This is a genomic window from Paraburkholderia sp. 22099 (assembly GCF_052045835.1).
Lineage (GTDB): Bacteria > Pseudomonadota > Gammaproteobacteria > Burkholderiales > Burkholderiaceae > Paraburkholderia > Paraburkholderia terricola.
On record NZ_JBQEPU010000035.1, the window covers coordinates 39412 to 62241 of the forward strand.

Below are 22830 nucleotides of genomic sequence, written 5' to 3' on the forward strand. Positions count from 1 at the left end.
GACCGGTTACGGTTGCGCGTGCTTCGCGGCGTCCTCGATAACCGCGACGACTTCCTTCGGCCGCGATTCATACACCGAGTGACTCGCGCCGGCGAGCACCGTCGTGTGACTATGCGCGCGCGCGTAGTACCAGCGTTCGAGGTCGGGGTTGATGATCTTGTCGTCCGCGGCGACGATGCCCCAACTCGGCTTGCTGGTCCACGCGGCGACCGTCATCGGCGTCGAGAAGACTTTCGCGGCGGTCAGCATCTGCGCATGCGACTCGAACCGAGCTTCCTTGAGCGGCAGGTCGGCGGCGAAATCCTTCGGGAAAGCCGCGGGGTTCAGATAGGTGTAGCCGTCGTCCGTTTTCATGATCGCGCCCGGCTGCTTCGACGTATAGCTCGGCATGCCCTTGCCGAGTGTGCTCTCGTCCTCGCCGACAGCCGGCGCATGGGCGGCCACATACACCAGGCCGACGACGTTCGGGTGTACGCCGGCCTCGGTGATCACCGAGCCGCCGTAACTATGGGCGACGAGAATCGTGGGACCGTTCTGCTGATCGAGAACCCGCTTCGTGGCGGCGACGTCGTCTTCGAGCGAGGTCAGCGGCTCCTGCACGACGGTGACGTGATAGCCGTCTTTCGTCAGTCTGTCGTAGACCGGCTTCCAGCCCGAGCCGTCCACCCACGCGCCGTGTACGAGAACAATGTTGTGGACGGGAGCGCTTTGCGCTTTGACCTCCTGCGCCGTGGCGGCGGTCGAGGCAAAAACACAGGCGGACAATGACAGGACGGCAGCGGCGACGGGCATCAGTTTCATGACTAACTCCTTTTGATAGGCGAGAAAAAGTTTCGAGAGGAAAGGGATCAATAGCGGAACGCGTGGCGGGCATGCTTCGCCTATGAGAGACGAAGCGGCGCGTCATGCAAGCCGTTCAGCTACCGAAGAAGACATTGCAATAGCTCACCGGTCCCACGCAGTTGGAATTCATCGACATGCGCGTGGACGCACCGGACGACGAACTGCCGTTCTGCGCCACGCCGCCATACGCCCGCGATCCGGTTTGCGGCCCGTCCTGCGCGGCGATCCTGGCCTCGGCTGCCTGGATGTCGGCGGGGTAGGTAGCGTCGTCGGCGACGGACGGGTTGTAGCCTGCCTGCTCGACGCGCACCAGGTCGGCGCGAACTTCGGCACGTGTCAACGGCGCGTTCGATTGTGCGAAGCTGAGAACCGGAGCAGCGAGGGTGCCGGCGGCGAGAGCGAAACAGATCAGAGCGTTTTTCATGATGAGTATTCCTTGTTCAACGTAATGAAATGAAGGGCAATGGTTGCCCCGAAAAGTAGTGATGCTTGACTTGCTGCTGTACTGCACGAGGTGTGTCCGGTTGTGCCAGCCGATATAAGTCGAATTGCCTCGGCTAGCAATTCGGCATTCCCTTTTCACAGGCGTGACTAAGCATCGGCGTATTGAAAGCGCCTCGCTATGTCATCGGGAAATACATCTTTGCTTGTTACCAACAGCGATGGTTAGTGATGGAGTCACGCATTGATGCTTGTCTCATCACTGGCGGCGAGTTGTTTTTCGCCGTCTGTGTAGGGGCAAACACGCCGGTTTGCCGCTTATTCCAAATTTTTTCCACCAGGCCGAATTTTTCGCTTGCAGGAACGAGTGGGCGCTGAGCACGGCGCCCGCCGGAGCAAGGCGCGCGCGACTTCGCGGGGCGCGTGTGTCGCTGCTGTGACGGCATTCCAGCGGACATTGGCGGAGGCGCTACGCAGTATGCGCATCGCATTGGCGGCCATTCCGAACGCCCACGGCAAACCATGGCAGCCCCGCGAATGCCGGCCATTGCATCGACTTTGCCGAGTCAGAAGCGGGCGGGAATTATTTCTGAATTATTTGCGAATTTAGGCCAATAAAATAGTAAAGAGGCTTAAAGCTCAATAGCCGTTTTTGAAAAAGCCTATTTAACAATTGCATTTAACATTTCACGTCTCCGATTCATTCACTATCGAACGGGCGCCCGTCGGGAGAGCATCACTCATGGTCCATAAACGAATGCGCGCGGTGTTCCTCGGCGCGGTGATTGCGATGATCGCGTCTCTCTGTCAGGCGCAATACGCAACCGACTGGCTGGCGAACACCTACGGCACCCTGGCCGCTCACGTGGGCAACGGCGCACGCTCGATGTGGGTCGCGCCCGAGGGCGTCATCTATACGGCTTCCCTGTGGGACGAAAACGAGGGCGGCGTCGCGATCTACCAGAACGGCAAGAGCATCGGCTCGATGGGCATCAACAGCGAGTTTCAGGGCGGGGCCATCACGGGCAATGCCACGTCGATCTTCACTGCGTTGCAGTACGGTACGCCGGACGGCACCGGTTCGGTCGTGCGATACAACCGCGCGACTCGAACCCGCGATCTCGTCATTCATGTCAGCGTGTGGGACGCGCTTCCTCGCGGCGATGTCATCACCGGTCTCGCGACCGCGGGCTCGCTGCTTTATGCGAGCGACTTCTTCAGCAATCGTGTGCGCGTCTATACGACGGACGGCGTATGGCAGCGCGACATCAGCGTCTCGGGTCCGGGCGCGCTCGCCGTGGATGGCGCGGGCAATCTCTGGGTCGCCCGCAAGAGCGCCGGCGTGATCGCCGAATACAGCGCGGCCGGCGCGCCGCTGAACACCATCCAGATGTCCGCCGCATCGCGGCCCTCCGCGCTGTATTTCGATGCGTTGTCCGGGCAACTCATGGTCGGCGACCAGGGCCCGGACATGAACATCAAGCTCTACAACATTGCGGGCGCGCCGACGCTGGCCGGCACGTTCGGCGTTCAAGGCGGCTATCTCGACACCACGACCGGCATCAAAGGCCAGGTGGGCGACAAGCGCTTCACGCGCGTCGTCGGCATCGGCAGGGATTCCGCCGGCAACCTGTATGTGCTCAACAATCCGTGGGGCGGAGGCTGGGACCTGGGCCGCAACGGCTCCACCGACATTCACATGTACAACAGCGCCGGCATTCTGCAATGGAAGCTGCAGGCGCTGAACTTCGAGGCGGTCGCCGCGCCGGACCCCGCGACGGACGGCGCCTACTTCTATAGCGGCATGAACATTTATACGGGCACCGCGGGCGGCACCTTCGTCGCGAATACGGTCGATCCGTTCACGTATCCGTCCGACCCGCGCCTGAGCACGAGCGACACGCAGCGCGGCCAGCACTTCGGTCAGCTCGTCAACGTTGGCGGGAACCGGATTCTCGTGGCCTCCGGCCAGAATCCCGGCGCGTTCAACTTCTATCATTTCAATCCGGCGAGCGGCTACATCGCCATACCGGACGCATCCATTCCGGGCGCCGCGTTCAATACGACCCGGCAGGTCACAGGCGGATTCTGCCTCGACAGTAGGGGAGACGTATGGGCCGGTCTGGATAGAACGAACCAGATCTATCACTACCCGCTGACCGGTTTCAACGGCGAGGGAAAACCGGCGTGGGGACCGGGCACCACCACTTCCATTCCGCAGAGCATCCGGCCGCTCACGCGCATCATCTACATGCCCGAGACCGACACCATGATCCTCGCGCAAGGGATTGCGGGGAGTTGGGACTGGACCGCGATAGATTCGAGAATCGAGGTGTATCACGGCTGGAGCGCGGGCAACAGGACGAACCCCAATCCGGTGATTACGCTCACCAGCGCCAATCCGAAGTCGATTACGGCGGCCGGCAATTATCTGTTCGTCGGCTACGTGCACACCGTGCCGAACATCGACGCCTTCAACCTCACCACGGGCCACCTCGACGCCACGCTCACCAATTCGAGTCCCGGTACGCTGGATGTCGGCAACGACGTGGATTCGATGTACGGTCTGCGTGCCTATCAGCGAGCGGCGGGCGAATACGTGATCACGAAAGACAACTACAACGGTTCGAGTTTGATCGTTTATCGCTGGACGCCCTGACGTTCACGCGAGCCGCACGCCGCGCACCGCCCTGCCGCCCAGCAGGCAGACGATCGCGGCGGCCAGCACGAGCACGCACAGCGCGAGGCGCAAGCCGAGCCAGCCGGCGCCGAGCCCGATCAACGGCGGCCCGATGAGGAAGCCCGCATAGCCCGCGGTGGCCGCCATCGACACGCCGATCGCCGGCGTGTCGGTCGAGCGGCCCGCCGCGCTGAAAATAACCGGAACGATATTCGCGAGGCCGATGCCGACCATCGCGAAGCCCACGCAAGCGGTGAGTACCGTTGGCAAGCTGAGCACGAGCGCGAGCCCGGCCACCGCAATCAGGCCGCCCAACGCCACGACCTTGCTGGAGCCGAAGCGGCGCACGGACACGTCGCCGACAATGCGGCAAGCCGCCATTGACAATGCGAACGCGGAATAGCCGACCGCAGCGACGCTCGCCTCCTGGTTCAACGTCGAGCGAAGGTACACCGCGCTCCAGTCGGCCACCGCGCCTTCCACCAGCATGCACAGAAACGCGAGCATCGCGAGTTTCATCACGCCGCCGCTCGGCCACGCGAATCCGCTCGAAGACGCAGCCGCGCGCGGACCGAGATCGCGTAGCGCGAGCAGCGCGGCGGCGACGATCACGATACCGATGACAACACCCGGCAACAGCAGACCGCCGATCACGCCGACGCCGCCTTTCTGAAGCAGCGCGCCGGTCGCCGCGCCGAGCAGCCCGCCCGCGCTCCATGCCGCGTGAAACGACGACATGATCGGCGAGCGCCACTGTGTTTCGATGGTGCTGGCGTGTCCGTTCATCGAGACGTCGAGCGCGCCGTTCGCCGCGCCCAATATGAACAGCACAATGCATAACGCCGCCATGCCCGGCGCGAACGCGGGCAGCGGCAGCGCGACGACGAACGCCGCGCCGAGCAGCGCGGTAGCCCGGCCGCTGCCGAAGCGCGGCGCGAGTTGCCCCGCGAGCGGCATGGCGACGATGGCGCCCAGTGCAAAGGCGAACAACGCGATGCCCAACGCGGTGTCGCTGAGCGCGAGGCTTTCCTTGATGCGCGGCACTTCGACGGCCCACGCGCCGATCCCGAATCCGTTGGCGAGAAACACGCCGATGGTCGCAATGCGCTCTTTCAACGGCTTGATACTCGATGCGAGGTGTGACGTCATGACCGAGCCACCGTCACGTTGTCGCACACGGCTTCGAATCTCGCAAGCCGCTCGGCAGGCACGTCGGCTTCGACAAACAGATAATCGACGGCCGATGCCGCCGCGACCGCGAATGGCGCCGTGGTCATCAGCTTCTCCGAGGTCATCGCGATGGCGATCTGGCCGCTCGCTTTCACCATTGCACGTTTGATTTCGGCTTCCTCGGCGTCGAAGGCGGCGACGCCTTCATCGGGATCGAGCGCACACGCGCCGAGAAAGCAAAGGTCGGCCTTGATCTGCTGGATTTGCAGCAAGGCGGTCGAGCCGACCGAGCCGGCCACGTTCCTGGCGATGCGTCCGCCGATCAGGATCACCTCGATTCCCGGCCGGTTCAGCAAGCGCGCGCAAGCCTCGGGCGAATTCGTGACGACGGTCAGGTCCGCGTGGTCGGGAAGCGCGGCGGCGATGGCGACGTTGGTGGAGCCGGTGTCAAGCACGATGATCTGTTTCGGCCGGACGATCGACGCCGCGGCGGCAGCGAGGCATGCCTTGCGGCCCATTGCTTGCCGCATGCGAACCGCCGCCGGCTCGCCGCCCGGCGAGAGGAGCAGGGCGCCGCCGTAGACGCGCTTGCAATGCCCCTGCTCGGCGAGGTCGCGCAAATGACGGCGCACCGTGTGTTCGGAAGTCTGCAATTCCGCCGCGAGCGACGAGGCGAGCACGCGCCCTTGCGCGCGCAGCCGCTCCAGGATCAACTGCTCGCGCTGCTCGGGCAGAAGCCCTTCCATTGCTTCCTGTCGTGTTCGTTGCATGTCTCCGCCTTGCTCGATTTGAAATCGCTCGTAATCGAGCAAAATATATCGTAAACGATCAAACTATGCAACGACGCCGCGATAGCTCAGGAAGGCTGTGCGTCCGGATCACGCCGCGAAGTCCGCCCGAAAAATGCCCGATCGGCGAGCCACACGGCGACGAGCGTCGCGCCCATCAACGGAAAGACGATGCCGAGCAGGACAAGCGCGGCTTTCCAGCCGCGCATCGGCGGCGCGGCCCGTTCGCGCGACGGCGCGCCGAGCGCGCGTTGCGGCCGCCGCTTCCACCACATCACGCAGCCGGTTACGGCCATGCCCGCGAGTCCGAGCGAAATCGCGGCGCAAAGAATCTGATTCGCGACGCCGAAGTAACGGCCCATATGCAGCGACGTGCCATACGACACCGCCTTGGACACCGCGCCGTAATCGCCATAGCGAATGTCCTTCAGCACCGCGCCGCTGTATTGGTCGATGTACAGGGTGCGCTCCTGTTTAGGATCGGCCGGAAAGTACGAGACGGTGTAGACGCCCGTTGGCGATGCGGGCAGCGCGATGTTGTAGCCATCGGTCACGCCGAGCGATGCCGTCAGCGCGACGATGCGCCCAAGCGGCAGCGCCTCGGACGCGTGAGCATGCGCATCGACGGAAGACGGCACCGGCGTGTTGCCGACCGCCCACGGCGTAAGCGGCAAGGGCAGATCGTCCATCACCATGCCCGGCATCGAGTCCGCGTTCGATGCGTGGGCTTCGTGCTCGCTGTGTTCTGCAGGTGACGCATGCGCGGATTGCGCCGCGGCGAACGTATCGCCGACGGAGGTCCGCTCGCCTCGCGCGCCCGGCAATACCGAGCGCAACGGCAAGCCGCCCCACGATCCCGGCGGCGCGCCCAGATTCGCCGCGCTCGCGAGCGCCTTGAACTGCTTGCCCCACGAACCCGACCACGGCAGCCCCGTCAATACGAACGCCAGCGCGCCGAGCGCGAGCCAGATGCCCATCACCGCGTGGATGTTCTTCCACAGCGCGCGGCCCTTTAGCGCGAAGCTCGGCGTCAACGCGGCGCGTAAGCTGGTTTTCTCGCGTGGCCACCAGAGTGCGACGCCGGTGCCGATCATCACCAGTGTCCAGCATGCGGCCAGTTCCATCAGCAGTTCGCCGGGTTTGCCGAGCAACAGCTTGCGATGCAGCATCCGGTCGACTTGCATGAAGCGATGCTCGACGCTCAGCGTGCCCAGCACCTCGCCGCTGTACGGATTCAGATAGACGCTCTGTTTTTCGCCGTCAGGCAGACGGAACACGAATTCGGCGCTGCGATCCGGCGCGCTCGCAATCACGGCGGTCACGGCAGCCGCGCCTCGCGGCATCGCCGCGCGGGCCTTGGCAAGCAACGTGTCTTCGCCGAGCCTGCCTGTCGCTTGCGGTTCGACGATCAGCCGGTGCGGATAAAGCAGCGGCTCGATTTGCGGCTGAAAGCAATACAGCGTGCCGGTGATCGCAAGCACGATCAGAAACGGCATCACGAAGAGCCCTGCATAGAAATGCCAGCGCCACAGCGTGCGATAGCCTGCATTCGGCATGCCGGTGAGCGCAGCCGTGCGTTGAGTGGTCGTGGTCGACATGGAATCTTCCTGAAACGAAAAATGGGTCAATCGGTTCGCGCCCGGCGCCTACGCGTGGCAGCGCATCGCGTTCACATGCGCAGCTTCGCCTCGACGTAGAACGTGCGGCCCGGATACGGGTGATAAACGAAGTAGCGGGCGTCGAACAGGTTGTCGACGCCGATGCCGATTTCACTCAGCTTCGTCGGCTTGAAGGTGAACTTCGCATCGGCCACCGTGTACGAACTCGTGCCGCCGAACACGTCGGGATTCGTGTCGGTATTGGTGAGCGTGTTGTACTGGCGGCCCGAATAGCGCGCGGCGAGCGTGAGCGCCGCGCGTTCGTCGATGTGATAAGTCGCCGCGAGATTCACGCGCCACAGCGGAATGCGATAGAAGTACTTGCCGACCGTGGCCGGGTTTTGCGCGTTGGCGATGATCTTCGATTGCGTATAGGCCACGCTCGCCAGCAGATCGAGGCCGCGCACGAACACGTCCTCTCCCGAGTAGCTGGTTTCCACGCCGCGCGAGCGCACCTTGCCGATGTTCTGGAAGTTCGTCACGCTGGGAATCACGGTGGTATCGGTCTGACTGAAGATCGTGTTCTTCACGTCGTCCTGAAACAGCGAGAAGCGGAATACGCCATTCCAGTGCGCCCATTCGGCGCTCAGTTCTTTCGAAAGATCGTCTTCGGGCTTCAGGTTCGGGTTGTTATTGACGATCGAGGCGCCGTTGATTTGCCCCTGGAACAACTCGCTGACAGTCGGAAACCGATAAGCGCGGCCGATGGACGCGCGCACGCTCAGGTCGTCGCTGACATCGAACGAGAGCGACGCTTTCGGCGAGAAATGCTGCTGGCTTGCATCGCCGTATGCAAGCCTTTTGCCGGGCAATGCCTGAGAACCGCCATAGGCTTGCCAGTCTTCATACCGCACGCCGTACACGAGCTTCCAGCGCGGCAGAAAACGCCAGGCGTCCTGCGCGTACAGCGCCTGGGTTTGCGTCTTGCCCGCGAATACGTTGGCAAACGACGTGGCCGCGCCGTCGCGCCAGTTGAGCGTGTTGTAGCTCTCGTTGTCGAGGAAGTAGTTGTCGTAGTGATAGCCGAAACTCAGCGCGTGATTCGCGAGCCCGGCTTGGGTCAGCGCGGGCGTGTAAGTGGTGCGCAGATCGAGCGTTTTCCAGCCCGTGCCGTCGCCGAGCATCATCGTGCCGGGGCCGTTGCCCGGCGCACCCGAACTCGCGGTGCGCGCCACGCTGTTGCCGATGTCGTAGTAGGAAGCGATCGCCTCGCCGTTCCAGCCCGTGGCGTTGCGCGTTTTCAGCGACACGCCGTAGAGCCAGTTCTCGCTATGGCCGAGGCTCGGGGCGAATGCGGCGGCGGGAATCGTGTATTCGTAGCCGTCGATCGCAACCTTGCCGCTGTACACGGGGTTGCCGTTCGTGTCGCGCAGGAAGCTCGACGTCGCGCTGTTATACGTTTGATGCCAGTAGCCGAGCGTGAAGCCGGCTTGCAGCGTCGGCGTGAAGTCGTATTGCATCTTCAGCCTGAACTGGTCCTGCACGGTGTGCTCGATGCCTTCGCCGTTCACGCCGAGCACCGCGGTCGGCGTATTGGTCTGGTTGTTGTAGAAGTGCGCGCCGCTCACCGGAGTGTCGCCGGCTTTCGCGGGCGTGGTCGATTTGGCGAGCGTGGTGAATTGCAGCGGCTGGCTGGTGTTGTCCAGGTGGTTCACGCCGAGCCGATACGAGAACTTGCCGATCCGGTCGCCGATCGACGCACTCGCTTCGCTGCCGTTGAAGTTCTGATTCACGCCGAACAGGCTGAAGTGCTGGGTGAAGGCTTTGAGGTCCGCGTCGGCTTCGAATTTTTTCGGCATCCGCGTGCTGATGAGCACCGTGGCGCCGAGCGAATTGCCCGGATACAGCGCGGAAAACGGCCCGTAGATCACGTCGACCTGCTGGATCTCGTCGGGCGACACCATCGACCAGCGCGGCGGAAACGAAAAGCTGCTGCCCAGCAGATTGCTGAGCAGCAGACCGTCCGCATAGACGAGACCGCGCGCGCTCTGCGTGTTGCTCGTGCCGCGCACGGCGATGATCGCATTCAGGTCGCCGATGAAGCGCTTGCGCACCGCAAGGTTCGGCATGTACTTCAGCACGTCCTCGGTGTTGACGACGTTCCAGTTGTCGAACTGTTCGCGGGTCACCGTCTCGACAGAGGCCGGCAGATTCGGGTCCACGGCGCGCGGCGTGCCGGCCGCATTCGCGCTGACGCTGACTGCCGGCAGCGTGGCGTCCGCGATTGCGTTCTCCGCATGAGCCGGCGACGGGATGAATGCCGGCACCAACGCCGGAACGAAGACGGATAAACAGCCGGGTAGACAGACGGTCGCGCCGGCGGGCCAACACCGCGCCAAACAAGCGGGCAACTGAACCAAAGGATGCGCCGAAAAGTGTGCGAGCCTAGACCGCGGCGAACGCCGCGCGGACGCGCAACGGCGAGCGCGAAGGCACAGCCTTCGCAGAACGAGCTTGAACATGAACGTTTCCTCGATGCATTGAACAGGCGATCGCGCGCACCCTCGACGGACGCGACGAATACGCGATCAGGAACAACGGCGATCAGGAAACGACAGGCGGGTCTCGGGGACGTCCGGACGGAAACGCGCCGAGCGGCGTGAAACGGGTGGAGAGGGTGGGCGGCGCGGTGCCGGCAAGCGCGAGCGGCGCCGGCAGATCGACGGCGGCAACAACCGGCATCGCGACGTGATGTTCGAGCAGATGGCAGTAGCCGCACGCGCCGAAGGCGTCGGCGTGGCTGAGACTGACCGGCGCGGGGCCGGCCTGAGCGATCGCGCTCGCCTCGCTCGGCCCGCGCGGCTGAAGCGCCGAACAGAGCGCCGCAAGGGGCTCATGCACACGGCTCGACGCCAGCATCTGACTCACGACCGGCGCGAACACGACGAGCCACATGGCGATCAGGCCAAGCCATGCGGTCAGGTGGTGGCGGGAGCGTGAAGTCATGATGGAGAGGATAAAGACGCCGGCGATTCTAGCATCGCCGGGCCGGATTTTGCCGCGCGATCCTCGTCATGCGGGCCGAAAGGCGGACAGGATCTCGTGCATCGCCTCGCCGCCACTGATAACCACCACACATCAATCGTTCCAAAAATAGCACTTATCGTTTCGCGGCGTTCGGGCGAGTATTCGACAAACAACAATCCGCCGAGCACCGCAAGCTCAAAATTTCTGGAGACGTCTCGATGCATTCCCCCTCAACCTCCCTGGCCCCCGGGCAATCGAAGGCCTCCGCCGTACTTCGCGTGACGGCGGGCAACTTCCTGGAGCAGTTCGATTTCTTCCTGTTCGGCTTCTATGCCACGCAGATTGCCGCGGTCTTTTTCCCGGCGGGGAGCGAGTTCGCTTCGCTGATGATGACCTTCGCGGTCTTCGGCGCGGGCTTCCTGATGCGGCCTCTCGGCGCGATCATCCTCGGCGCGTATATCGACGATGTCGGCCGTCGCAAGGGCCTGATCCTCACGCTGTCGATCATGGCGAGCGGCACCATTCTGATCGCGTTCGTGCCGGGCTATGCAACGATCGGACTCGTTGCGCCGGCCCTGGTGCTGATCGGCCGTCTGCTGCAAGGCTTCTCGGCGGGTGCGGAATTGGGCGGCGTGTCGGTCTATCTCGCCGAGATGGCGACGCCCGGCCGCAAGGGGTTCTTCACGAGCTGGCAGTCCGCCAGCCAGCAAGTGGCGATCGTGGTGGCAGCGGCACTCGGCTTCGCGCTCAACCAGTGGCTGGACACGGCGGCGATCGCCGCGTGGGGATGGCGCGTGCCGTTCTTCGTCGGCTGCATGATCGTGCCTTTCATCTTCGTTCTTCGGCGCAATCTCGAGGAAACGCGGGAATTCAAACAGCGCCAGCATCGCCCGGGCATGAAGGAGGTTTTCGCCACGCTCGTGCAGCACTGGAATGTCGTGATCGCCGGCATGCTGCTGGTCGCGATGACCACCACGAGCTTCTATCTGATCACGGTGTATGCGCCGACCTTCGGCAAGACGGTCCTGCATCTGAGCACCGCCGACAGCCTGCTCGTCACGCTGTGCGTGGGGATCTCCAACTTCATCTGGCTGCCGGTCGGCGGCGCGTTGTCGGACCGGATCGGACGCCGTCCGCTCCTGTTCGGCATGACGGTCCTGGCGATTGCGACCGCCTACCCCGCGCTATCGCTGCTGGCTCACGCGCCGAGCTTCGTCAACATGCTGCTCGTGCTGCTCTGGCTTTCGTTCATGTACGGCATGTACAACGGCGCAATGATCGTCGCGCTCACCGAAGTGATGCCGGTCGAAGTGCGTGTCGCGGGATTCTCGCTGGCCTACAGCCTCGCGACGGCGGTCTTCGGCGGGTTCACGCCCGTCATCTCGACCGCGCTCATTCACACGACGGGCGACAAGGCCGCGCCCGGCTACTGGATGAGCTTCGCCGCGGTGTGCGGGCTCGGCGCCACGCTGGCACTGTATCGGCGCCGTGCCGTTCCGCTGCCTGCCGCTTCCTGAAGCATCGCTGCGCGCTTCGAATTTCAGACTGACATTCCTTCGACCATGAAATCCATCCTTCTGAAACTCTGCGCGGCGGCACTGCTCGGCAGCGCCGCCGCGGCGAATGTGCAGGCCGCCGATCTGCACGTGATGACCTCGGGCGGCTTTACCGCCGCCTACAAGCTGCTCGGCCCGAAGTTCGCGGCGTCGACCGGCAACACGCTCGATACCGCGCTCGGTCCGTCGATGGGCAAGTCGCCGGAGGCCATTCCGAACCGTCTTCAGCGCGGCGAGCCTGCCGACGTGGTGATCATGGTCGGCTATGCACTCGACGACCTGATCAAGCAGGGCAAGGTGATGCCCGATTCGCGCGTCGAACTCGCGGATTCGCGCATCGGCATGGTCGTGCGCGACGGCGCGCCGAAGCCCGACATCGCGTCCGAGGCCGCGCTCAAGGAAACCTTGCTGCATGCCCGGTCGATCGCGTACTCGGATAGCGCGAGCGGCGTCTATGTCGAGCGCGAGTTGTTCAAGCGGCTCGGCATCGAGGAACAGGTGAAAACCAGGGCGAGGATGATCCCGAAGATTCCGGTGGCGTCCGTGGTTGCGACCGGCGACTACGAAGTGGGTTTTCAGCAGGTGAGCGAGCTGCTGCCGGTGAAGGGCGCGGCGTACGTCGGCAAGATTCCGGAGTCGATGCAGTCCGTCACGCGCTTTGCCGCGGGCATACCGGTCGGCGCGCAGCATCCGAGGGAGGCGAAAGCGCTGCTTGACTATCTGGCGTCGCCCGCCGTGCAGCCGGAGGTGACATCGACCGGGCTCGATTCCGTCGCCACGCATTGAGACCCAGGCAACGATTCAGCCCGGCAGGTCGACGGGCTGATCGAAGGTTCTTCTGGCTGATGCGCCAGGCACAAGGCGTTCTTCAGGCGAGAGCGGACCCGGCAAAAGTCCTCGGTCTCGAGCGCTTCATTCGCTCGAAGCGGAAGTTCTATTGCGCGGTTCCACGACGGTGTAGAAAATCCGATTCGTACCCGCTCTGCTTAGCACAAGTGCCAATCCGCGCCGGGGCCTCTCTCATGGACTGGACTGAGCGCACGATCACGGCGTCCAGCGATAAACGGTGATGCTGGAACCCTTGACGTTGTTCTTCGTGACTACGTACTCGCCCGTCGATCGAAGATAGGCCCTCACGCCGTACATCGAATCGAGGGCGCTGCTGGCGTCCACGGTACTGCTACTGGTGTTGATCAGTGTGGCGTCGAGGTTGCCGGTAGCGAGGTTAAAGGCGTCGATGTTCGGCCTGGCCGGCCCGCTGCCGCCGAACCAGTAGCCGACGAAGAGATGGTTGCCGGCCGCGGCAATCGACTTGGCGCCGGCGTTAGCGAGGTTGATCACCGGGTTCGGCGCGGTGGTGTTGCCCGCGCCCCAGCCGTGATACACCTCGATCCGCGTGCCGATCGACGTCCAGTCCGTGCTCCCCACGATGCCCTGTCCGAGAATCATGGTGTCGCTGTCCGCCAGGTAGATGATGCGCGTCAACGGCTGGATGCTGGCGGGAATGCGGACCGGGATACCGGCGCCCCATGCTGGCTTGCCGCTGGCGTCGAAGCGGGTCAAGGGATAGTGGTAGATATAACCGGTCCTGTCCAGACCGGCCCACACGCCCCCCTTGCTGTCGATGCAGAATCCGTTTCTGACCGGTGCGGTCGTATTGAACGCCGTACCGGGAAGGGTGGCGTCCGGTATCGCGATGTAGCCATTCGCAGCGTTGAAGTGGAAGAAGTAGAACGTATCGGGATTCTGGCTGGACACCACGAGAATCCGGTTGCCGCCCACGCTGGCAAGTTGACCGAAGTGCTCATCCCGTGCGCGATCGTTGAAGTTGACGCGCGGGTCCGACGGATAGGCGAACGGATCGACGGTATTCGCGACGAAGGTGCCGCCTGCGGTGCCGGCGTGAATGCTGGTGCCGCCATAGAACAACGCGCCATCGGTGGCCGGGTCCGGCGCGGCGACGCCCTCGAAGTTCAGGGACTGAAGCGTCCACTGCAAGTTGCCGGCGGCGCCATACGCGTGAATGTCGGTGCCGCCGTCGCGGCCGAGGTCCCAGCTTCCTCCCCACGGGTTGTTGAGCACGTAGAGGTTGCCGGCGGTGTCCTTGCCGATGCCCGTGACGCGGGTGAAGCGCTTCGCGCCGACCTGGCCTTTGATTCCCGTCGTGGTGTCGAGATAACCGCCCTGAATGCCGAATGTACCGGCCAATGTGGGCGTGCCCGAGAGCTTGTAGCGCTTGATATTCATGTCAGGGCCCTCGTCGCCGACCATGAGTTGCCCCGTTGACGCATCGGAATAGAGCGCCGATGGCTGCGAGTCGACAGGCATCTGGATGGTATTCAGCAGGGCGCCGGTTGGACTGAACTCGACGATCGTGCCCGTCTTCTTCTGTGCAACCCAGACGTTGCCCGCGCCATCCAGGGCGAGCGCGCCCGGACTCGCGACGTTGATGTCGCGCTTCCACACACCGTCGGTGGTGAAGACCCGGACGCGATTGCCAAAGAAGTCGCTCGCATAGAGCAGCGAACCGGCGGTGGCGAGTCCGGTGACGACATCGACCCGAGGCTGGTTGCTCAACGCACTGACCTGAATCAAAAGATCGCGGGTCCTGGTGGTGCGGTTGTAGCGTCCCACCGCGCCGCTTCCGTAGGCGCTGCTGTACTGCAGCGCCGCGAAAATCGAAGCGGCGTTTCCGGTAATGGCGCTGCCCTGAAACTCACCGTGAGTCCCGATCGAGCCGGCGGCGCGGCCGTTCTGGTAGATGGCGACGCCGCCCTCGTACTCGTCCCACATGGAGGCCGTATAGATCACTCCTTCGGGCGCGACCCACATGGCACGCGCAGTGTTGCCCACGTGGCCGGCGAGGGTGCCATAGGTGTTCGCCAGCCAGTCTGTGGTGTTTTGCGCCTGACAGGCTGGTGCAAACGCGGCGATCGCCAGGGCGAGGAACACAGCACGAATCCGTTTCTGCTCGACCATGGCCGATGCTCTCCGAAAGGTGGCGATCATTCACTTGGATCGACTCCGAGGAATGGGCGAGACCCCGCGGGCGCTTGCACGGTCGCATAGACAGGTGACTCATGTATGAACATATGCAACTCATCGCGCCTTTACAAGCTCGCCGCATGGGTTATGCGCCGCCGCTATCTGCTACCGCCGCCGAGCGCGTCTGCCAATATGCCTGTGCGCAGGCCGTCGTTATCAGCGACCACAGCGGATGCCATCCGGTTGAGATGAGCAGCCCTGCCACTGAGAGCAGCGCGAAACAGTCTTTAACCCCGGTTGCTTACGTTGCACTTGCAGTGAAGAGCGCCATGCTGGAACAGGGCAGTCAAACGCGTGGAGGACGATCGTGATCGCGACCGGGCGGCTCCGCTCCGACCGATGCCCCGATCATGGCGACGTTGTGGCCGCGTACCGCGATCAAGCCGACCCGCGGCTGAGGGTTTTCCTTGGGGAGTGAGTAAGGGTGACGTTCAACCTCGAGCGCGCAGAACAGGCACGGCAACAATGCCGATGGTTGGGCGAGGGCGGTCATGCTAGGATTTCTCGCAAACAACTCAGGAGACTGCTATGCCGTTCATCTGCGAAAACGTTGAATGTCGCGCCGTGCTGGCCCGCGGGCAGGTCGGCTCCATTCACGAGAACGAGGGGTGGTGCTTCTATTGCCCAGACTGCAAGGTGAGAAACGAGTTGAAGGACATTGCCGTGCCGGGCGGTCCTGTTGAGTTGGTTCAACCGGAGAGATCTGGTCTTCCGCACAAAGTGATTGCAACTGCTCGACCACTGGAGGACGGCAGGTACTCGGCGCAGTTGCGCATACAAAGAGCACTCGGTATGAAGGGGACTTACGCGACCGAGGAGAATTGGGAACAGCTCGGTGTGTTCCTTGATGCGCAGGAGGCCGTCGCTCATGCGAAGTCCATTGCGGCAGACTGGCTGGACCGAAAGGCCTAGCCCGAGTGAGTGGAACGCTGGATTCAGCCGTGCGCGGATCTTTACGGCTGGCGCGACCGTAGATCCGCCGACAACCTGGTGCTGTCCGGCGCGGGTGCCGTGAAGGTAGCGGTTCAGCCTTCGGTACGTTCAATAAGCGACACCAATGGAACCGCCCCACGCTGAAACACTCGGCCAGACACATCACTCATGAAGCTTCGACGGCAGCGAGTTTCACAAATAGTCGGGCTGCTTCGTTGCCATGGGACAAGGCACGCAGTGCAAGCGAGAGCGCTAGCTGCGCGTCGTGGGCGACTGCGCTACGGTTCTGATCGAAGAGCTTGACGGCATGACGCATATGCAGTGCCGCCTGGTCGTGAAGCTCTGCTGCCGTTGCGTGATGTTTTGCCGCAACTTCATTGTTTTTGTCAGAGCCGGTCGATGCAGGCGTTATCGGCGGCGTAGTGGCGCTGTGTGCACCGGCCTCGTGTGCCTGATCGATCGCGTACAAGGTGTGGCCGTAGGCCATCATCGACTGGTGTGCGGCGTGGGCATAGTCTTTACCGGCCTCGAAATGCCGCGACGCCTCGCGGTGATATCGTGCCGCCTTCTCGTGATGTGACGCCGCGGCTTCCAGATGTTCTTTTTTGTTGTGCTTCGTGTTCATATCGGCTCCTGTAAGACTCACTCCGATGGCGACCGATTGGAAGACGCCGTGGCGGGTCGGAGGCCACTGGATTCGAATTTACACGCACTTGCGCTCCTGCGCGCACCAGAACCGGATCGATCGGATGCGCGGGGCGAAAAAGCTAGGCGGTCCGTGCGGTCAGACGCACCGGCATGGCACTCGGAACCATGGTGAAGGCAGTGACCTCCCGGATCGTACCTGGATCGACAGCCATCTGAATCGAGAAATTCGCCATCAGCATCGACAGCACCAGGCGCATTTCGACCGCAGCCAGGTAACGTCCCGGACACACACGCGGCCCCGCGCCGAATTGCAGGTACGCGCGCGGGTCGTGCGCTGTACGCGGGCGGCTCCCGTCATGCAGCCAGCGATCAGGGTCGAATTGCAACGGATTCGAGAAATTTTTCTCGTCGAGTGTCGCGGGCCGATTCAGGAAAAACATCTTCGTGCCAGCCGGCAGCATGATGTCGGCGAGACACACATCCTCCAATGGCTCGAACGAGTTCACCGCGGCGACAGGGCGCAGCCTTCCGGTCTCCGTGCAGACAGCCTCGAACAGATCCAGTTGCTTCAACGACGTGAAGTCCGGGCAAACGGATTCCGAGCCGAGCACACCGCGCGCTGAGTCGAAGAGCCTCTGTTGCAAGGCCGGATCTGCGGCAATGTATAGCAAAGCCCACGCTATCGAATTTGCCGTCGTGTCTTCGCCCGCCAGCAGGAGTGTCAGAACATTGGCGGCGACCTGGTCGTCGGTGACGCCGGAGCCGGGCGTGTCGCGCATGGCCAGCATCGCTTCGAGGAGATGACGTGGCGACTCCGATGGTTCGTCGCGCATCCGTTCACGCGCCCGGCTCATCATGCTGCGCACATATCGGTGAACTTCGACCAGGGAGCGGTCGAGTTGGCGGTCCCGAGGGAGCTTGACATACCGCCAGTACGGAAAAGGCGCGTTGATGCGATTCATCAGCATCGGAAAGATAAGCGCGAGATGTTCCTGTATGACACCCCGGTCCTGTTCCAGGGTTCGCGGGTCCTCGCCAAAAGCAAGAGCACTGGTGACATCCACCGTGTACCGCTTCAGATCGTCAGTCATCTCGACGACCTTGCCGTGCGCCGCGGCGCTTTGCCAACGTCGGTAAAGCCTCTCCGTGGTGGCCTTGAGACCGGGGTAAAAGGCCTTGATATTCGGGATGGACAACGATTGCATGATCAGTTTCCGTTGAGGCGCCCACGCTGCGCCCTCGGCAGAAAACAGTCCGTTGGTGCCGATTTCCTCCAGCACCGGCTCGATCGATGCATAACGGCGATACCGGTGTGGACGTTCGCGCATGATGGCCTGGCACAGCTCCGGATCGGTCCACACTGTCACGGGCATCCGGCAGATCTGAAACCTGAAAGGCGAGCCGAGTTCCTGGGCCCATTGTTCGAGCACGAGATGAAGGCGGGTCGGCGATAGCTGATGAAGGTTGCCGACAAAAGGCAGACCCTTCGGGCACGGAAGATCGGAAACCTGCCTGCACCGGACGCGGGAACTTGACACTGTATCCATCAGATACCTCTTGTTTGCGGTTCCTTGATTGGATGGCCGGCAACCGGCGCTGACCGCCAGTCATTCAGGATAGATCATCCTGCGCGCGGTTGGGGGCAATGGCGGTGAGCGCGTGCTGCCTGATGCTCGGCGATATGTACACGGGTATTCACGCCGTGGCCGCGATCAACGCCGCGTTGCTCGGTCGTGTGAAGAGCGGTCGCGGCCAGCACATCGACATGGCTCTCTACGACACGCTGGTGTCGATGCACGAATACGCGGTGCAGTGCTACACGATGCAAGGCATCGTCCCTGAGCAGACCGGTCACGACATGCCTACGTCGACGCTCTATGGCGTGTTCCGTGCCGCGGATGGCGACATCGTGATCGCCGCACGGGTGGACGACCCGTGGAAGCGTTTCGCCGCCCTGGTCGAAACGCATGGCGGACCTGCCTGGTTCGGCGCGGGTGGCGCGGTGCGCGGCGCATTGCTGCCGTTGACCGCCGACCGCCAGCAGGCAGGGAACGGCCAGGAGCCGCCGTTCGCATGGGTCGTCCCTCGGACGTTCAAGCGTCGGCTTCACCCCGTAACCGGCCATCCGCTTGACAAAGACAAACGCTCCTTCATTAACCGAAGCGGCCGCTCAGTTAGTACGGCGAGAACGTCCCTTAATAAACACGAAGCTAAACACGGAGCGGCCACGGCTGTTGTCACGGCATCGCACTGTTCGTCGTTGCTCCGGTGCCTAGTGCCGGAGTGGTATCAGACATAGTCACTTCTGTGCGCGGTCTCATGCTTCGGTCTCGTAACGCAGACCGTAGCGCCCGCTCGTTCGCTTGATTCGCGCGAAGCCGAGTTCCCCGAAATGCATACCTGCGATCAAAAGTCCCTCCGAACTGACCAGGTCCAGAAGCCGTGATCGTGTGGCGGCTGCCAGGGAAGGGTCCTGATCGAATGCGATCGATACGTCCGGCCGTTCAATCTGGATGTGCGGGAAATGAACAATGTCTCCCCAAACAAGCAGGCCCTGATCAGGGGATTCGACAAGATATCCGGAGTGTCCATCGGTGTGTCCCGGTAGCGGCATCGCTCTGATACCGGGAAGCACTTCTCCGTCATCGAAAGTGCGAAGCTTGTCGCGGTAGCCGTCGAATACCCGACGCGCTATCAGGAAGTTACCGCGGGCACGCTCGCTGGCACGACTTAGGTTTCCGTCATCCTGCCAGAATGCGACCTCTTGCTGATGAGCAACAAGCTCCGCATTCGGAAAGGTAATTTGTCCGGCTGTGTCCACTAGCCCGCCGACATGGTCGGGATGGGCGTGTGTGAGCAGGATCGTGTCGATCTCGGATGGTTCGACGCCAGCAAGCGATAAATGGGTTCTCAGGCGGCCGCCCCATTGCTTGATGCCTCCCGCCCCACCGTCGATGAGAATCGTGCGGCCCGCTCCGCGTACAACATAGCAGTTGATATGTACGGCGGAAGGCTCCTTCTGCCCTGCATCACTTTGCATTCTGGAGGCCTCGGACGGGGCGATGTTCGAGAGGAAGTCCAGACTAGCGGTAAGGTAGCCGTCGCTGATTGCGGTGATCGTGAAATCCCCGGCTCGCTGACTTGGAAAGGCAAAGGTGGACACAATTCTTCTCCGGAAGACTTTTTAGTTTCGGGCGTGAATGTTCGATGCGGCATACCCAAAACAACGGATGCGCGCCGTGAAACCCGTGCGGCGCGCAATGGCGTCGTCCAGGGCTTCCATGAACTGGTTCATCACCGAAGGCGTGCGAAACGTCTCGAGGCGATATTGGATTTCCGCGAAGACGGGATGTCCGTGCCCATGCCGAACGTCGACATAGACGACATGAACGTTTTCGAGCGCCGCTTCGAGGACACTCGTACAGAGTACGATGCAGTCGCTGGAAAGTTCGGCAAGCCTCTCATCAGACGGCATTTGCCCGGTAGGAATATAGAAAGTGACATTGGGCATCGCGGACCTATTTTTCCTGTTCGGCCGAAACAGTGTGGGAGCCCGTCAGTTGTTCCATCATCGGCGAGTAGAGGTGGACGCCTTCCGACATGCTCTCGACAAGTTGAGCGTTTCGCCGAGGCAGTCTTGCGAGCCAACGGCGGTCCGGAAACTTCTCCAGCGCGACTGCTCGCATGGCCAACGGTGTGAGGCCCATCTGGATCAGAGGTTCGGGGCCGCCTGCACAAAGCACGAGGAGTTCGTCAGCATTGACCGCCGGCGCAAGGCCGATATCGCTGTAGAGATTTCTATGCCAGTCGGTGATGTGTTGCTGCCACCTCGCAAAATTGCCACCGCCTTTCTGGCGATATTCCGCTCCCGTCAGGACATCGAGACCGTCAATCGTGTGGACGGCGAGGTAGACCGGGCAACCGTCGCTTAACGACTTGAAGCGCTGCGATGTGTGAAAGCCAGTAACCGAGATGAGGGCGGGCAGCTTTTCAAGGCTGTAGAAGTCATTCCATTCGGCTTCGCTGTTGGCATCGGCGAAGCTGCATTCCACGGTGTAGATCATCGGATTATCCTTCGTGACGGCTGTCATGATGCAGCAAGCGACCCATGTTCATTGCAGTAACGTAATGCTAATCTGATGTTTTCCGCGCATATAGCGATATAAAGTCAGCCTTCAGTGATGTTTGCTCAAGCTGGTCGAACGCATTCCAACCGGCGAGACTTTCGATGCGACGTAAGATTCCAAGCAATTCCGCGCTCCTGGCTTTTGAGGCTGCGGCTCGACACGGCAGCTTCGCCCGCGCGGCCGAGGAGTTGGCGCTGACCGAGGGCGCCATCAGTCGTCAGATCGGTCGCCTGGAGGCGTTTTTGGGTGTCACGCTGTTCGAGCGCGTTGGAAATCGGGTGAGGCTTGCGCCCAGCGGCACGCGATACGCGGTGCAGGTTCGCGAGATTCTGGATCGACTGGAACGGGACAGCCTATATCTAATGGGGCAGCCCATCGAGGGCGCGAGCATTGATATCGCCGCCATTCCGACCTTCGCTACCCGTTGGCTTATCCCTCGGCTGAAACGCTTTCAGAATATGCATCCGAACATCACCGTGCATATCGCCGAGCGTATGGAGCCCTTCATTCTTGCGGGTAGCGGTTTCGATGCAGCAATCCATTTTGGGCATCCAGCATGGGCGGGTATGCATCTACATCACCTGCTGGAGGAGGTGCTTGTGCCCGTCTGTAGTCCGGCGCTCCTCGCGGACGCCGCTGCGAACCTGTCGCTCGACGAGCTGCCACGCCTTCACAGGCGGCAAAATCCGGACGCGTGGCAGCTTTATGCACAAGAGGCCGGCATCGTGCTGACCAATTCGGCGGTTGGCGCACGTTACGATCTCCATTCGATGCTGATAGAGGCGGCGGTGGCTGGCCTGGGTGTCGCGTTGGTGCCGCGTCTTTACATCGGGGCAGAGCTTGAACAAGGCCGTCTGGTCGCGCCTTGGCCTGACGGCAAAGCGATTACCAAAAACTTCTGCCTCGTTCTTCCAGAGCCGATCGAGTTGAGTGAGGAGCCACTACAGGCATTTGCGAAATGGATTCTTCACGAAGCCCGGGGCTTGGCGGCTTAAAGCAGCGCCTGACGCTCATCACAAGATAGCCATCCTGCAGAGTTGCCATCGCCGGGTGGTCGCCTCGCTTCGAACTGACCGTCGCGAGTCGACGAACGGCCGTTGTACCTTGAAAGCCGTCGTAGATGTGGCATTGGGTCGACGGGCCGTTCCGTGTCGGGCACGGACTGCCGGGTAGCGCGCGGCGTGAAAAGCCATGAGCGCTGGAAGGCAATGGACAAGGTTCGGCCACGAAGAACCGTTCGACAGTGTTGCCTAAATTGTCGACAGTGGGTTGCAGACAACTTCTTCTAGCGCAAATCAAACGCCTCTATGTATTCCATCGCACTCGGGTCGCTTACGCTGGATTTCGGCGCAGCAATGATCATGGTGCCGAGCAACGGCGACTACGATTGGATGAATGAGGATTGGACAGATACACAGCAGGAGATTGAAGTCGTTCAAGGTGAGACATCGGCCACCGTCACTGGATTGACGGGGAGATCTGCACAGACCGGCCCACATGTAATCGAAGTCCTTTCGCCTCGCATCGTCCGACCCGGCGGTTCTTCAGCATCCCGCTAGGACAACGCGTCGCGCTCGGCGAAGATGCTTGCCATTTCCGCTGCGTTCTCGGTTCCCCAAGTACACAGCGGGACGATCGCGTCGGCCAGGCTGCGACCGAGCGGGGTCAGCGCGTAGTCCACACGCGGCGGCACTTCCTTGTAGTCGGTCCGCGCTAGCACGCGATCGGCCTCCAGATCTTTCAATTGCTGGATCAGCACCTTGTCGCTGACGCCCTGGGTCAAGCGCTTGAGTTCGCCGTAGCGCTTCGGGCCGTCGCGCAGGAAAAACAGGATCAGCGGTTTCCACTTGCCCGAGATGATGCGGAGCGTGGCGTTGAGTCCGCAGCCGGTATCGCAGATTTGAGGGGGCGTCGTCATGTTTTGATACTTACCAAAAAGTGCATACTTGTCCTCAAGTTACCAGAACAGCATAC

20 protein-coding genes and 1 pseudogene are annotated in these 22830 nt (G+C 62.2%); 7 read left to right on the top strand and 14 right to left on the bottom strand.

Going from position 1 to position 22830, the window contains the following annotated elements:
• Positions 1-6 precede the first annotated feature (6 nt).
• On the bottom strand, positions 7-801 hold the full coding sequence (locus ACTJLC_RS26610; protein ID WP_310135288.1) for an alpha/beta hydrolase: 795 nt from the start codon (positions 799-801) through the stop codon (positions 7-9).
• A 115-nt stretch (positions 802-916) separates the two neighbouring features.
• Positions 917-1267: a DUF4148 domain-containing protein gene (locus tag ACTJLC_RS26615; RefSeq protein ID WP_073432088.1), complete on the bottom strand. Its 351-nt coding sequence runs from the start codon at positions 1265-1267 to the stop codon at positions 917-919.
• 759 nt (positions 1268-2026) lie between these two features.
• On the opposite strand from ACTJLC_RS26615, the gene ACTJLC_RS26620 reads away from it, so the two are divergent.
• Complete coding sequence (locus ACTJLC_RS26620) at positions 2027-3943, top strand: SMP-30/gluconolaconase/LRE-like region family protein (protein WP_310135290.1); 1917 nt, start codon at positions 2027-2029, stop codon at positions 3941-3943.
• 3 nt (positions 3944-3946) lie between these two features.
• Here the strand turns inward: ACTJLC_RS26620 and ACTJLC_RS26625 are convergent, their stop codons facing one another.
• From ACTJLC_RS26625 to ACTJLC_RS26645, 5 genes are all read right to left on the bottom strand, one after another.
• Complete coding sequence (locus tag ACTJLC_RS26625; protein ID WP_310135291.1) at positions 3947-5113, bottom strand: MFS transporter; 1167 nt, start codon at positions 5111-5113, stop codon at positions 3947-3949.
• Positions 5110-5904 carry a DeoR/GlpR family DNA-binding transcription regulator gene (locus ACTJLC_RS26630; RefSeq protein WP_310135293.1) on the bottom strand — a complete coding sequence of 265 codons (795 nt, stop codon included), beginning with the start codon at positions 5902-5904 and terminating at the stop codon, positions 5110-5112. The genes ACTJLC_RS26625 and ACTJLC_RS26630 overlap by 4 nt, the downstream gene beginning before the upstream one ends.
• Positions 5905-5990: 86 nt before the next feature.
• On the bottom strand, positions 5991-7520 hold the full coding sequence (locus ACTJLC_RS26635) for a PepSY-associated TM helix domain-containing protein (protein ID WP_310318993.1): 1530 nt from the start codon (positions 7518-7520) through the stop codon (positions 5991-5993).
• Between the two features lie 71 nt (positions 7521-7591).
• Entirely contained in the window at positions 7592-10042 is a 2451-nt protein-coding gene (locus ACTJLC_RS26640; RefSeq protein WP_374709898.1) for a TonB-dependent receptor, read from the bottom strand.
• Between the two features lie 82 nt (positions 10043-10124).
• Positions 10125-10526 (bottom strand): DUF2946 domain-containing protein, encoded by a 402-nt coding sequence (locus ACTJLC_RS26645; RefSeq protein ID WP_310135297.1) that lies wholly within the window; start codon positions 10524-10526, stop codon positions 10125-10127.
• A 239-nt stretch (positions 10527-10765) separates the two neighbouring features.
• Between ACTJLC_RS26645 and ACTJLC_RS26650 the strand changes: the two genes are divergently transcribed.
• Together ACTJLC_RS26650 and ACTJLC_RS26655 are read left to right on the top strand one after the other, a co-directional pair.
• The gene (locus ACTJLC_RS26650; RefSeq protein ID WP_310135300.1) at positions 10766-12064 is read left to right on the top strand and encodes an MFS transporter; all 1299 of its coding nucleotides are present in this window, start codon (positions 10766-10768) and stop codon (positions 12062-12064) included.
• A 45-nt stretch (positions 12065-12109) separates the two neighbouring features.
• On the top strand, positions 12110-12889 hold the full coding sequence (locus ACTJLC_RS26655; RefSeq protein ID WP_310135301.1) for a substrate-binding domain-containing protein: 780 nt from the start codon (positions 12110-12112) through the stop codon (positions 12887-12889).
• A 258-nt stretch (positions 12890-13147) separates the two neighbouring features.
• Here the strand turns inward: ACTJLC_RS26655 and ACTJLC_RS26660 are convergent, their stop codons facing one another.
• Positions 13148-15082, bottom strand: coding sequence for an SMP-30/gluconolactonase/LRE family protein (locus tag ACTJLC_RS26660; protein WP_310135303.1), 1935 nt, complete (start codon positions 15080-15082; stop codon positions 13148-13150).
• 101 nt (positions 15083-15183) lie between these two features.
• On the opposite strand from ACTJLC_RS26660, the gene ACTJLC_RS26665 reads away from it, so the two are divergent.
• Both ACTJLC_RS26665 and ACTJLC_RS26670 read left to right on the top strand, forming a co-directional pair.
• Entirely contained in the window at positions 15184-15459 is a 276-nt protein-coding gene (locus ACTJLC_RS26665) for a hypothetical protein (protein ID WP_154871920.1), read from the top strand.
• 217 nt (positions 15460-15676) lie between these two features.
• Complete coding sequence (locus ACTJLC_RS26670) at positions 15677-16060, top strand: hypothetical protein (protein WP_114163691.1); 384 nt, start codon at positions 15677-15679, stop codon at positions 16058-16060.
• A 187-nt stretch (positions 16061-16247) separates the two neighbouring features.
• Here the strand turns inward: ACTJLC_RS26670 and ACTJLC_RS26675 are convergent, their stop codons facing one another.
• Positions 16248-16706, bottom strand: a complete 459-nt coding sequence (locus ACTJLC_RS26675) for a hypothetical protein (protein WP_310135305.1) — start codon at positions 16704-16706, stop codon at positions 16248-16250.
• 142 nt (positions 16707-16848) lie between these two features.
• Positions 16849-18276: a cytochrome P450 gene (locus ACTJLC_RS26680; RefSeq protein WP_083086404.1), complete on the bottom strand. Its 1428-nt coding sequence runs from the start codon at positions 18274-18276 to the stop codon at positions 16849-16851.
• A gap of 119 nt (positions 18277-18395) precedes the next feature.
• Here ACTJLC_RS26680 and ACTJLC_RS26685 point away from each other — a divergent pair.
• A pseudogene (locus ACTJLC_RS26685) lies at positions 18396-18722 on the top strand (CoA transferase); the annotation flags it as partial.
• Between the two features lie 324 nt (positions 18723-19046).
• On the opposite strand, the gene ACTJLC_RS26690 reads toward ACTJLC_RS26685, so the two are convergent.
• From ACTJLC_RS26690 to ACTJLC_RS26700, 3 genes are read right to left on the bottom strand one after another with little or no spacing between them, the layout of a single operon-like run.
• Positions 19047-19892, bottom strand: coding sequence for an MBL fold metallo-hydrolase (locus ACTJLC_RS26690; protein ID WP_310135308.1), 846 nt, complete (start codon positions 19890-19892; stop codon positions 19047-19049).
• Between the two features lie 21 nt (positions 19893-19913).
• Positions 19914-20240, bottom strand: coding sequence for a hypothetical protein (locus ACTJLC_RS26695; RefSeq protein WP_154871916.1), 327 nt, complete (start codon positions 20238-20240; stop codon positions 19914-19916).
• Between the two features lie 7 nt (positions 20241-20247).
• Entirely contained in the window at positions 20248-20793 is a 546-nt protein-coding gene (locus ACTJLC_RS26700) for a sugar ABC transporter (RefSeq protein ID WP_310135310.1), read from the bottom strand.
• Positions 20794-20957: 164 nt separating this feature from the next.
• Between ACTJLC_RS26700 and ACTJLC_RS26705 the strand changes: the two genes are divergently transcribed.
• Entirely contained in the window at positions 20958-21851 is an 894-nt protein-coding gene (locus ACTJLC_RS26705; RefSeq protein WP_310125446.1) for a LysR substrate-binding domain-containing protein, read from the top strand.
• A 560-nt stretch (positions 21852-22411) separates the two neighbouring features.
• On the opposite strand, the gene ACTJLC_RS26710 is transcribed toward ACTJLC_RS26705, so the two are convergent.
• Positions 22412-22774: a winged helix-turn-helix transcriptional regulator gene (locus ACTJLC_RS26710; protein ID WP_310135312.1), complete on the bottom strand. Its 363-nt coding sequence runs from the start codon at positions 22772-22774 to the stop codon at positions 22412-22414.
• Positions 22775-22830: the final 56 nt, after the last annotated feature.